Genomic DNA, 11,815 nt, shown 5'->3' with positions numbered 1-11,815 from the left:
TTGTCGAGGCTTAGATTACACCTGTTTTTTATTTCTGTAAATATTACTTTTTCTATTTTCCTCATTTCATTTTAATGTTTTTAATTGTTTGAATTGTTGGCACAATTGATAAAAATTAAAAAAAGGAGGGAATTTACAAATGTAAATTCTCTCCTCGTGATTGTATTAACGACAACCGGCGTAACTATTAGGATAAGTTTCAAAAATTGGAATTTTGTAATGGAATAGACCTTTTACAAGGTAAAAAATTACTAAATTCTAATCAACTACTTTGGCCAAAAAGTAGCGTTTTTTCCCTTTTCTGATCACTACGAATTTACCATCAAATTCTGTAGCTGGATCAATGACAAAATTTAAATCGGTTACGCGATCACCGTTAATACTTATAGCTCCGTTCGACACATCTTCACGCGCTTGACGTTTTGATGGCTCGATTTTTGTGGAAACAAGTAGTTCCACGATATTTTCAGGGGTACTTGAAATCTCTACATTCGGCATGTTTCCAAAGCCTTGTTCGATTTCTGACGCATTTAGTTCTTTGATATTTCCAGAGAACAATGCAGCTGTGATTTTTTGTGCTTCTTGTAAGTCTTCTTCGCTGTGGACAAAACGTGTCACTTCTTCTGCCAAACGGCGTTGTGCTTCACGTTTTTCAGGTTCTGTCTCCACTTTTTTCGCTAATTCATTGATTTCTTCTTGCGATAAGAAAGTAAAGAATTTCAAGTATTTCACAACATCCCGATCATCTTGATTCAACCAGAATTGGTAGAATTCGTAAGGGGATGTTTTTTCAGGGTCTAGCCAGATTGCACCACCGGCAGTTTTTCCGAACTTTGTTCCATCTGCTTTCAACATCAATGGAATCGTCAACCCAAAGGCTTCCGCTTCTGGTCCTTCTAATTTACGGATCAGATCTAAACCAGCAGTGATATTTCCCCATTGGTCAGCTCCACCGATCTGTAATTGCACATCGTATGTTCTGTGTAAGTGCAAGAAGTCGATCGATTGCAAGATTTGGTAAGTAAATTCGGTAAATGAAATCCCGACTTCCAAACGGCTTGCCACGATATCTTTCGCTAACATCGTATTGATGTTGAAGTTTTTTCCGTAGTCTCTTAAAAATTCTAATAAAGAAATATTTGATAACCAGTCATAGTTGTTCACAAATGTGATATTGGCATCTTTCCCAAAAAGTTTGCGCATTTGGTTCGATAGTGCATCTACATTATGTTGGACTTGTTCCATCGTTTGTAAAACACGTTCGCTTGTCCGTCCACTTGGATCACCGATTGTTCCAGTTCCTCCACCAATCAGGATGTATGGATGATGCCCTGCTAATTGGAATCTTTTCATCATCATGAATGGGATCAAATGCCCAATATGCATCGAATCTCCTGTTGGATCGACACCACAGTAAAGCGAGATACTCTTTTCTTCAACAAGCTCGCGAAGTCTTTCTTCGTTGGTTTGTTGGTTAATGGCATCACGCCAAGTTAATTCATCAATAATATTCATAACATTTCCCTCCATATCTTTTTTTATGAAAGCAGGTCCCTGCCAGCATGTCATTTATTAACGGGCAGACAACAAAAAAATCCCTTGACAATCAAGTCAAGGGACGAAAATTCGCGGTACCACCCAAATTATATGTTTGTTTCCCAAACATATCTCTCTAACATTTAACGCTGTCGCGTGGCTTCATGCCATAGACTCCTAAAATGTAATTCGCGCTAAAGCATGTACTAGTTCACAGCAACCACTAGCTTTCTGAAACATTGGCTTTACCCACTACTTCGTTTTATTCATCGTCTAATTCCTTATTCATCTATCTCCTATCTTAGAACGCACTGTTTTTTTTGTCAACAAAAAAATTTTTCTTGATCAATCGAACAATAAAAAATAACGTCGCTTTTGAATCTTGAGATAGACGAAGATTGATTGAATTGGATAAGCCTTTATTGATTCTACTGCTAGAATATTGAATCATTTACTGCTCGATCTGTTGAAAAATATTATTCATATTGCACGCACCAATTTTTCTTTAATTACATAATTGTCGTTACGTTAATAACTCAAACGGCTGTTATATTGTTATAGATAATAAAATTATTTTAGAAAGAAGGAATAAAAAATGAAATCGATGATTTTGAAAATTGCTTTATCTGCTAGTGCGATTTTATGTGCAGTATCATACTTGAACGTCTCTCAACCAGTTGGCGCTGAGGAAATACATCCAACAGCTGGCGAAACTGATTTCATTGGTGCTTTTGCCATTAGCGGGACAGATGTTACATTGGAAGTTGGTGAAGCCTCTAACGAGAATATTTTAACAGCTTCTCATGCCCGCATCACAAATTCAATTGGCGTAGAAGTCCCTCCGATCATCAAGTCGGCCAATGTACAAAACGCGCCAGGTGTCTATCGTGCAACAATTGGTACAACGATCATGTCTTCAGTAGAAAAAGAAATCACAGTCACTGTCGTCGATAACCTTGAAGACTGTCCGACTTACGGTATTTATCAATTAACTGCTGACGCTGGAACGGTTCAGGTGGGGCAAGTAGATGAAACAGCAATCCTTCAAGCAACAAATGCGCAAGCGACGACTTCTAGCGGCTATCCAGTAGATGTCGTGATCAAGAAATCAAATATAGTGAGTGATACCCCTGGTACGTATCAAATCGTTTTAGGGATCAAAGAAGAACCAAAGATCCGCAAGACAGTCCAAGTCACAGTTACTAATGACGCAGGGAACGAGCAAGAAAGTCTTTACTTTGTCGACGCATCTGATGCTACTGTCTCGATCGACCAATTGGACGAACAAACGTTGATTGTCATGACTGATGCCAAGGTAACTGATATTTTAGGACATTCTTTGCCTGTAGAAATCAAACACTCCACAATCAAGTCTGAGCCAGGAAATTACACTGTTACATTCGGTCTCAAAGGAGACTCAAGTTTATTTACTAAAACTGTCAATCTTACCGTCACTTCAGATAACACTATTCCTTCTAGATTCTTTTTACAAGCATTCGATGCAACGGTCCAGTTAGGTCAAACGGATGACCTCTCGCTGATCCAAGCAACCGGCGCGAATGCAGTGACTCTCCTTGGTCAAAAGGCAAATGTTTACGTGAAGCATTCCTCGATTGAAGCAAACAAAACTGGCGAATTTGCCGTGACATTTGGCGTAACAGAAGATCCAAGAGTGGAAAAAACGGTTACAGTCTCAGTTGTTGATGAAATCAATCACCCAGAAGTGGGCGGGGGTATTGGGAATATCTAGCAAGTAACCACTTATCTTTCCTTAATTGGGATAAACGACAGAACAAAAAAAGGCGTCATCCACATAAGTTAACACTGTGGATGACGCTTTATTTGTCGAAGCTAAATACTTCTTTACAACCTTTTTATATTTCGTCGATTATTTCTAATAACGTAGTAAACAAGATGGCACTAGATGCCGCACCAGGATCAATATGTCCGACTGAACGTTCACCTAAATAAGAAGCACGTCCTTTTTTCGCGACTAATCCTGCTGTGTGTTCTTTTGCCTGTTCAATTACTTCCTTCGTAAGATTTCCTGCGGTTAATGCGTCAGCCACAGGGAACCAAACATCTAACATGGTTTTATCTTCTTGTTCCGCTTTTCCTCTTGCTTGGATGCCGTTCGCTCCTTCACGGATGATTTCACCTAATTGTTCCTGTGAGTCGATCTGCTCTACTCCTTTTGTTGCTTTCATCAAATTCATAAACGCAGAACCGTAAAGAGGACCCGAGGCGCCTCCTACTTTGGAAATCATTGCCATAGAAAACATCTTGAAGGTATCACTGATAGTGTCAGGTGCCCCCTGTTGAAAAGATGCTTCATAGGCTGTCACACCTCTTCCCATATTATTCCCATGATCCCCATCGCCAATGGGGGTATCTAAATCACTTAGGTACGCTTTTTTCTCTTTGATCTCTTCAGCAAAGCGAGTCAGCCATGCTTGGATCTCTTTTACCGTCAACTTCATCTTTTCATCATCCTTTACCATGCAATCGTTTCTACGTGACTTGTTAAAGCTTCTTTCCAAGTGGTTTCTGTTAAGTCAACCATTGTTAACGATAGTCCCTGCATATCCAATGAAGTCATCAAATCACCGACTTTATGGAAAGTAACATCCACTTGTTCTTCACTCAACAACGTCAACACATCATTCATAAATACAAATTGTTCCATCAACGGTGTGCCGCCCATCCCATTCACTAAGACACCGACTTCTTTTGGTTTTTCAGTATACTCACTCAAAATTTTCGTGACTAATTCTTTCGCTAATAATTTAGAGGGTTGAAGTTTTTCTCGACGATAACCTGGTTCGCCATGGATCCCTACGCCGTATTCGATTTCATCTTCATTTAGGTCAAAGCCAGGCTTCCCTACCTCTGGGACAGTCGCAGCCCGTAATGCGACACCAATTGTTTTGGTCGCAGCAACTACTTGCTCTCCTAATTCCTTCAGTTGAGTCAAGCTCGCGCCATTTTTGGCAGCATCTCCTAAAATCTTATGAACCAGAATGGTCCCCGCTACGCCACGTTTTCCTGCCGTATACGTGCTGTTTTCTACCGCGATATCATCATCGACCACTACTTCTTCGACGTCAATTTCATCCATAGCAGCTAACTCTTTTGCCATTTCAAAATTCAATATATCTCCAGTATAGTTTTTGATGATCAATAACACACCTTTTCCTTGATCTGCTTCTTTGATCGCTAGTTGGATTTGATCAGGTGTCGGTGAGGTAAAAACATCCCCCAAAACTGCTGCACTTAACATGCCATCTCCGACAAAACCTGCGTGAGCTGGTTCATGTCCACTACCACCTCCAGAAACTAACCCGACTTGTTCGTTCAACTGATTTTTAGCAATTACACGAGAATCTGCTACACGATGTACTAGCTCTGGATAACTCTTTACGATTCCTTCTAGCATTTCTTCTACGATATTCCCTGGTTCATTCATGATTTTTTTCAATTTACAGCCACCCTTTCTTCCCTGCTTGTTGCGCTTCTTCTATGATTTGTTCGATATTGTCGGTTGTTCCTGCTGTAATAGCAGCCGCAAAGGCTCCTTCTACTAAGGGGGCGTCCACCAAGTAGTAGTTTTTTTGTTGGGCTTCCTCCAATAAATCTTTTGCCAATTCTGAATTCATCACTGCGCTACCAAGATCAGCAAAGACAAAATAAGCAGATGAATCGGCTGATTGATTGACGGCATCAACGATCTTCATCGGATCAGAACCGAGTTCTCCGTCTTCGATTCCGCCAAGTGATAATACTTCTACGTCATCCGTCTGTTGCATTTGTTCAATCATCTCTTTGATGCCGTCTGTGACCTTCTTACTATGAGAAAGCAATAAGATACTTTTCTTCAACGAATTCCCCTCCTTCAGTTTAGCACCCTTTTTGTAAGGGTTTTCTTGATTCTGTATTAAGTATATATCAACTCCTATGGGTAATGGAAATAATGCGATATACCGAACGATAGTTTTTTTATTCACGTGAAGATAAAGATAGGACTAAAAAGAGATATTTGCTATACTTTCCTTAAAGAAAGGAGTGATCAAAATGATCATTACAACAACAAATAGCGTAGAACATCAAGTCATTGAGTCTTATGAGGGAATTGTTTTTGGTGAAGTCATTACGGGGATCAACGTCTTAAAAGATTTGGGTGCAGGGATTCGTAACGTTTTTGGTGGACGCTCAAAAAGTTATGAAGGGGAATTATTAACAGCAAGAGAAGAAGCATTAGCTGAAATGGCGCAACGCGCAGAAGCACTTGGCGCAAATGCGATCATCGGGATGAAGATGGATTATGAAGTCTTAGGTTCAGATAATGGGATGTTGATGGTCACTTGTAGCGGGACGGCTGTTCGATTGATTTAACAAAAACGAAACAAAAAAACGAGTGAAGACCTGCCATATTTCTAGGGTCTCCACTCGTTTTTTTCACATACGCTTCACAATGACTGGACTTGTCCAATCACCTCATTTGCCTCAACCATCGCTCTTTTTTCTATGGTTAGACTTTCAACTTTCTCACTATTTGTAAATACAACGATCATATCTGTTTGTTTGCCTGCTTTTTCTAGCATCGCTAAGTCAACAACTGCCAATAATTGACCTCGTTCCACTCGTTGTGCTTGTTTGACATAAAGAGTGAAGGGTTCTCCTTGTAAATCAACGGTGTTGATTCCCATATGCACCAACACTTCAAGCCCATTGTCTGTTTCGATCCCCAGTGCATGTTTCGTCGGAAAAATACTAGTGATCGTTCCACTGATTGGTGCAAATATTTCTTTTGCTTCCGGCAGGACTGCATAGCCATCACCCATCATTTTTTCTGCAAAAACAGGATCGCCGACTTCAGTGATCGGAATGATTTTACCGAGCGCCGGTGCATAGAGTTCAAATGTTTCCTTACTTGTCTTTGAAGCAGAAACCGGCACATCTGGGTGAGGAATTGATTGAGCGGTCTCTCGCTCTCCCTTACTACCTTGTTGGAGTTTCGTCATTTCGTCTGCCACAAATTGGACCTGTGTACCTACAATGACTTGGATATTTGTTTGATCAATTACTTTTACCCCTGGGACGCCAGTTTGTTTAATCGCTTCTTGATTTACTTTTGCTGTGTCTTTTACCTGTAGACGCAAACGTGTCGTACAATTATCGATTGCTTTTACATTTTCTTTTCCACCTAGTGCATCATAGATCACCGCAGCTAGTTGGCTAAATTCATTAGTTCCCGTAGCAATATCAGGTGTCTCTTCGCCAATTTCTGTTTCTCTTCCTGGCGTCATCAAATTGAACTTGTTGATGGCAAAGCGGAAGCCAAAATAATAGATAGCTGCAAAAAATACTCCTTGAACAAGCAACATCAATGGTTGATTGGCGACTGGATTCTGCAACGACAAAAAGTAATCCACAAAACCAGCGCTAAAAGCAAAACCAGCTGTCCAATGGAAAAAGGCACTGATTGCTAATGAAATTCCTGTAAAAATGGCATGGATAACATACAACGGCCACGCCACAAACATAAATGAAAATTCTAATGGTTCAGTCACACCTGTAAAGAACGCAGCAAAACCAGCTGCTAGCATCAAGGAAGCGACTTGTTTTTTCTTTTCTGGACGTGCACTTTGATAAATAGCAAAGGCCCCAGCAGGTAAACCGAACATCATGACTGGGAAAAAACCAGCTTGATACATACCGGTTTGTCCAATTATTGCTTTTCCACTATCTAACGCTTGTTGTCCAGCTAAAAAGTTCCCAATATCATTGATACCTGCCACATCGAACCAAAAAACAGAATTCAATGCATGATGTAAGCCTGTTGGAATCAATAAACGATTAAAGAAACCGTATAGCCCTGCACCGACAAACCCTAATTGAGAAATTCCCTTCCCAAAGGAAACCAGCACATCATAAACAGTTGGCCAAATAAATAATAATATCGCAGAAATAACCAACATGCTCAAGGCAGACATGATCGGAACTAAGCGTTTCCCACTAAAAAATGATAAGGCCATAGGTAATTTCACTTGGCTAAACCGATTATACATCGCAGCAGCGACTAATCCTGCCACGATTCCAACAAATACATTGTTATCCATTGTATTGAAAGCCGGATTGACTTCAGTGAGATCTCCCAGATGCAATAATCCTTGTACTGAATCCGCAGATAAAACGGTTTGAGGGATCAAGTAAGCGACCAATCCTGCCAAAGCAGCTGATCCATCTTTGTCTTTTGACATTCCCAATGCCAAACCCACCGCAAACAATAAGGCAAGATGGTTAAGAATCGCTAGCCCCGCATTCATTAAGAAGGTCGTTCCCGCATTACTGATGCCTACTCCTACGAACCAATTCGCAAGACCAACCAGTAAAGAAGCCGCTGGTAAGACTGCTACTGGCAACATCAATGAGCGACCCATTCGTTGCATATATGCTTTCATTCTTTCCACTCCTATTTTCTCTCCGCTCGTGAAAGAGCGTTTATCGTTATTTTTGTAAATTTTCTAGAAAATATCTAAAAACAATAAAACGAGTATACCATTTATCCAAAAAAATAGGAAGCATTGATTGAATACATTCAAAAAACCAGTAAAAACAACGAAAACGAACGAAAAAATCTATTATCCGACTATTTATTTTTCAAAATAAATATAGACCAATAATCAATCCGTTGTTTTCAAACAACAAAAAAGAGTTTGAGATGTCACTCTCAAACTCTTTTTTGATACACAGCACCGACAAAAACAACCAGCAAGCACAAGCTACCGATCACTGACAAATAAATTGACCGACGATCGGTCGTTTTTGGTAATGTCTTCGTGGGTTGTTCTGCCACTACTTTTGTTTCTGTTTCAGTAACTGTCCCCGCTTCTACCGACCGTTTTCCGGCGGAATGTAAGGTCGACTTGATTCTTTCGATACTGGCAGACAAATCTGCTTTTCTTGCTTCGAAATCGGCCATTGCCGCTTGAGCTTCTGCTGCTTTTTCATGGATTTCCGTACGAGCTGCTTGAATATCCGCTTGTGTCTGATCCACTGACGAAACAGTAGACGTTGCTAAATCTTGCAATTCCGTTTGTACTTCGGTTGCCCGTTGGGTCGCAGTTGCTATTTTTTGTTTTGCTAATTCGGCTTTTTCTCGCTCTTCAGCTATTTTCTCAGCTAACTCATCGCGATCACTCGCTGCTTGATTTGCTAAGTCGTTCACTGTTTGATCGATTTCCCTTTGTTTTTCGATAAGTTGTTGTTTCGCTTGTTCCAACGTATCTTCCACTTCTTTACGTTGTTGCTCCAACTTCTCCCAGCGAGTCGAATCTGATGGATCAGTTTCGTTAAGAGGTGTATGTGACGACTCTAGTGGCTCCTGACTCTCCTGGATCTGTGACTCACTGGTTTCTGATGCTGGTTGACTTGAATCTGCCCGGACTGTCTGACAAAGAAAGAAACTGCTGGCGATCAGTGCAGCAAAAAGTACTTTTTTCATTTTGTGCATCTCTGCCATCCCCTTTCATTTTCACTAGTTGTTCATTATAGAAAAAAACTGAGGAATCGCCTATAAACAATTGACGTATTCTGTCTAGTTGTATCGATGAAAGGTTGGAGTTTTGTCATTCGTCAGCTCCTATCCTTCAAAAAAATAGCCTAAAAAAGCGCCAAGTTCTAAAAATAGAAAAACGATCATCCAAGCTTACTACTTCCCTTACAAAGCTCGTCGGTCACACCCTCAAGTTCTACCCTTGAGGATAGCATAATTCATCTGGTCTGACGGCTTGGTACAGAGAAAAAGCGCCATCTAAATTTTTCACAGTGAATCCCGCTTGTTTCAAGATTCTTTCTGCTAAGTAGCTACGTAATCCACTATGACAACTGACGATATATTCTTGTTCTTTATCCAATTCGTCCAATCGTTGACGCAATTCAGATAAAGGGATATGGCTAGCTTTTGGGAAATAACCTTTTTGCAATTCTTCCTTATTCCGAACATCAAGCAATTGTTTCCCATGTGCTAATTCTTCTGGCAATTCATGCCACTGTATCATCTCACTCAATCCTTCGATGACATTCATCGCAATATAACCTAGCATATTTACTGGATCTTTCGCTGAACCAAAAGGCGGTGCATAAGTCAGTTCTAATTCTGGCAGGTCGAAGACTGTCAAATGCCCTTTAATGGCTGTCGCAAGAATATCGATTCGTTTATCTACTCCTTTTTGACCGATTCCTTGAGCTCCATAGATTTCCCCAGTTTCCGGATGGAAGATCAATTTCAACAACAAGTCCGTTGCACCAGGGTAATAGCCAGCATGATCTTTACCTGAAGCATGGAGGACTTGAAAAGATAAACCTGCTTTTTTTGCTTGTCGTTCTGTGATACCTGTGGAGGCAGCTGTCTGACCAAATGCTCGAACAATAGCCGTTCCAAGGCTGCCTTGATTCAGGCGTGGCCGCCCAGCCATGTTATCAGCAGCTTGTCGTCCTTGTCGATTCGCAGGTGAAGCTAAAGAAATCAATGCAGGTTCCTTCGTGATTTGATGTTTCACGACAATCGCATCTCCTACTGCAAAGATTGCCGGATCACTCGTTTGATAATGCTCATCCACAACGATACCGCCACGTAATCCCAACGTTAAACCTGCCATCTCAGCTAAGCGACTATCTGGTTGGACCCCCACCGAAAGAATCGTCAAATCTGACTCTAACATTTCGCCATTTTCTAGACGAAGCATGTTTCCTTGTTCTTCAAAACTAGTAACGGCACAATCGGTTAAAACTTGAACATCATTATTTTCTAATTCTTTTTGTATAAAAGAAGCCATCTCTTCATCCAACGTCGGTACGACTTGCGGAGTCCGTTCGACAATCGTTACATCCAGTCCACGTTTTTTTAGATTTTCTGCTACTTCGATCCCAATAAAACCGGCGCCAATAACTACCGCTTTACGAGGTTGTTCCTCTAATTTTCCCATGATAGCGTCAACATCTGGAACATTTCTCACAGTAAATACATTTTTTGCCTCAGACAAGCCTGTGATCTCAGGTATAAAGGGTTTAGCTCCTGGAGAAAGCAAAAGGGCATCATACGTTTCTTTGCGGGATTCCCCTCCATGAGAAACTTCCACTTCTTTTGTTTCTGGAAAAATCGCTGTGACTTCATGCTCCACTCGAACGTCCAAACGAAAGCGTGCAGCTAAACTTTCAGGTGTTTGGATCAAGAGCTTTTCTCTTTCATCGATCTCACCAGAAAGATAGTAAGGGAGGCCACAATTAGCAAAAGAAACATTGGGCCCTTTTTCAAAAACAATGATTTCTGCATCTTCTTGCAGTCGTCTTAAACGAGTGGCCGCAGACATCCCTCCAGCAACACCGCCAATTATCACAAATTTCATTTTTTATCTTCCTCCAATCTTTTCCCCAAACCATTGATTCATCCCGCCACGGATATTGATCGCCTGATAACCAAGATTTTTTAATTCTTTCGTTGCTTGCTTACTACGCATTCCTGACTGACAAATAACGTATACTGGTGCTTGTTTATCCCCATTATACGTACTAATACGGTGTAAAGGAATATTTTCCGCTTGCTTAATATGCCCGCCTCGGTATTCAGCTGGTGTTCTAACATCGATCAATTGGATGTTTTCTTTTAATTTATCTTGCAAATCCTTTACTGTTATTGATTGACTAAGTTGAAATAATCCCATGTTCATTCTCTCCTCTTTTTTTAGAAAAATATACCTACTGGGGTATATTCAACACGATAAATGTGATTATGTCAACCATTAAAACTTTTAATTTCAAAAAGTTGCAGTTTTCATTTGCAAATAATACCTATATAGGGTATTATTTGCAAAAAAAGAGTGGGAGGTTCTATGATGACTATTGACAACAAAACAATTCTAAATCGCTTGAGACGTACAGAAGGACAAATTCGTGGTATCCAAAAAATGATTGACGAAGAAAAAGAGTGCATGGATATCATTACGCAATTAAGCGCTGTTCGTTCGAGTATTGATCGTGTCATGGGGATGATCGTTGCCGAAAATTTAAAAAACTGCTTGGAGCATCCAGAAAACAGTGTGGAGGAACAAGCAAAAAAAATGGAACAAGCCATCAATATGATCATCAAAAAATAAACACAGATTTTAAAAAATCAGTACCACAAGTGTCTGGAACAATAACCCTCTTGCACCACCTAAAATCGAATCCACGGCTGGAACAAAAGGTAACCTCTAAAAAAAATAAGGCGTCATCCACAAAA

General features: G+C 40.4%; 11 protein-coding genes and 1 other annotated feature. Of the genes, 3 read left to right on the top strand and 8 right to left on the bottom strand.

What is annotated here, in order from left to right:
* Window positions 1–258 precede the first annotated feature (258 nt).
* Window positions 259–1,515, bottom strand: a complete 1,257-nt coding sequence (gene tyrS / locus IGJ00_RS02155) for a tyrosine--tRNA ligase (RefSeq protein WP_010736393.1) — start codon at window positions 1,513–1,515, stop codon at window positions 259–261.
* A gap of 96 nt (window positions 1,516–1,611) precedes the next feature.
* Window positions 1,612–1,815: a binding site (T-box leader), on the bottom strand.
* Between the two features lie 316 nt (window positions 1,816–2,131).
* Between tyrS and IGJ00_RS02150 the strand changes: the two genes are divergently transcribed.
* On the top strand, window positions 2,132–3,286 hold the full coding sequence (locus tag IGJ00_RS02150) for a hypothetical protein (RefSeq protein ID WP_086335405.1): 1,155 nt from the start codon (window positions 2,132–2,134) through the stop codon (window positions 3,284–3,286).
* A 124-nt stretch (window positions 3,287–3,410) separates the two neighbouring features.
* On the opposite strand, the gene dhaL is transcribed toward IGJ00_RS02150, so the two are convergent.
* The 3 genes from dhaL to dhaM are packed head-to-tail and all read right to left on the bottom strand — an operon-like array spanning window position 3,411 to window position 5,414.
* A complete protein-coding gene (gene dhaL, locus IGJ00_RS02145) occupies window positions 3,411–4,016 on the bottom strand; it encodes a dihydroxyacetone kinase subunit DhaL (protein ID WP_074800552.1) in 606 nt (201 codons plus the stop codon).
* 14 nt (window positions 4,017–4,030) lie between these two features.
* Complete coding sequence (gene dhaK, locus IGJ00_RS02140; RefSeq protein WP_074800438.1) at window positions 4,031–5,014, bottom strand: dihydroxyacetone kinase subunit DhaK; 984 nt, start codon at window positions 5,012–5,014, stop codon at window positions 4,031–4,033.
* Between the two features lies 1 nt (window position 5,015).
* Window positions 5,016–5,414 carry a dihydroxyacetone kinase phosphoryl donor subunit DhaM gene (dhaM, locus tag IGJ00_RS02135; RefSeq protein WP_108173408.1) on the bottom strand — a complete coding sequence of 133 codons (399 nt, stop codon included), beginning with the start codon at window positions 5,412–5,414 and terminating at the stop codon, window positions 5,016–5,018.
* A 193-nt stretch (window positions 5,415–5,607) separates the two neighbouring features.
* On the opposite strand from dhaM, the gene IGJ00_RS02130 reads away from it, so the two are divergent.
* Window positions 5,608–5,928 (top strand): heavy metal-binding domain-containing protein, encoded by a 321-nt coding sequence (locus tag IGJ00_RS02130; RefSeq protein ID WP_019722737.1) that lies wholly within the window; start codon window positions 5,608–5,610, stop codon window positions 5,926–5,928.
* A gap of 74 nt (window positions 5,929–6,002) precedes the next feature.
* Here the strand turns inward: IGJ00_RS02130 and nagE are convergent, their stop codons facing one another.
* From nagE to IGJ00_RS02110, 4 genes are all read right to left on the bottom strand, one after another.
* Entirely contained in the window at window positions 6,003–7,997 is a 1,995-nt protein-coding gene (nagE, locus tag IGJ00_RS02125; protein WP_086335403.1) for an N-acetylglucosamine-specific PTS transporter subunit IIBC, read from the bottom strand.
* 269 nt (window positions 7,998–8,266) lie between these two features.
* Window positions 8,267–9,049, bottom strand: coding sequence for a hypothetical protein (locus IGJ00_RS02120; RefSeq protein ID WP_071866596.1), 783 nt, complete (start codon window positions 9,047–9,049; stop codon window positions 8,267–8,269).
* 238 nt (window positions 9,050–9,287) lie between these two features.
* Window positions 9,288–10,943 carry an FAD-dependent oxidoreductase gene (locus IGJ00_RS02115; protein WP_071866595.1) on the bottom strand — a complete coding sequence of 552 codons (1,656 nt, stop codon included), beginning with the start codon at window positions 10,941–10,943 and terminating at the stop codon, window positions 9,288–9,290.
* Window positions 10,944–10,946: 3 nt separating this feature from the next.
* Window positions 10,947–11,264: a rhodanese-like domain-containing protein gene (locus tag IGJ00_RS02110; RefSeq protein ID WP_176285325.1), complete on the bottom strand. Its 318-nt coding sequence runs from the start codon at window positions 11,262–11,264 to the stop codon at window positions 10,947–10,949.
* Window positions 11,265–11,429: 165 nt separating this feature from the next.
* Here IGJ00_RS02110 and IGJ00_RS02105 point away from each other — a divergent pair, with 165 nt between their 5' ends.
* Window positions 11,430–11,690, top strand: a complete 261-nt coding sequence (locus IGJ00_RS02105; protein ID WP_010736403.1) for a metal-sensitive transcriptional regulator — start codon at window positions 11,430–11,432, stop codon at window positions 11,688–11,690.
* The last annotated feature ends 125 nt before the right edge of the window (window positions 11,691–11,815 follow it).

Source organism: Enterococcus sp. AZ062, from assembly GCF_051715065.1.
GTDB lineage: Bacteria > Bacillota > Bacilli > Lactobacillales > Enterococcaceae > Enterococcus_B > Enterococcus_B mundtii.
The sequence above is the reverse complement of the archived record's forward strand: the minus strand, read 5'-3'. Positions and strand labels throughout refer to the sequence as shown.

What these genes read in the sequence shown, in the direction of transcription:
- tyrS (WP_010736393.1), bottom strand. Translation starts at nt 1,515, where the DNA reads ATGAATATTATTGATGAATTAACTTGGCGTGATGCCATTAACCAACAA.
- IGJ00_RS02130 (WP_019722737.1), top strand. Translation starts at nt 5,608, where the DNA reads ATGATCATTACAACAACAAATAGCGTAGAACATCAAGTCATTGAGTCT.
- IGJ00_RS02150 (WP_086335405.1), top strand. Translation starts at nt 2,132, where the DNA reads ATGAAATCGATGATTTTGAAAATTGCTTTATCTGCTAGTGCGATTTTA.
- IGJ00_RS02115 (WP_071866595.1), bottom strand. Translation starts at nt 10,943, where the DNA reads ATGAAATTTGTGATAATTGGCGGTGTTGCTGGAGGGATGTCTGCGGCC.
- IGJ00_RS02110 (WP_176285325.1), bottom strand. Translation starts at nt 11,264, where the DNA reads ATGAACATGGGATTATTTCAACTTAGTCAATCAATAACAGTAAAGGAT.
- IGJ00_RS02120 (WP_071866596.1), bottom strand. Translation starts at nt 9,049, where the DNA reads ATGCACAAAATGAAAAAAGTACTTTTTGCTGCACTGATCGCCAGCAGT.
- IGJ00_RS02105 (WP_010736403.1), top strand. Translation starts at nt 11,430, where the DNA reads ATGACTATTGACAACAAAACAATTCTAAATCGCTTGAGACGTACAGAA.
- nagE (WP_086335403.1), bottom strand. Translation starts at nt 7,997, where the DNA reads ATGAAAGCATATATGCAACGAATGGGTCGCTCATTGATGTTGCCAGTA.
- dhaL (WP_074800552.1), bottom strand. Translation starts at nt 4,016, where the DNA reads ATGAAGTTGACGGTAAAAGAGATCCAAGCATGGCTGACTCGCTTTGCT.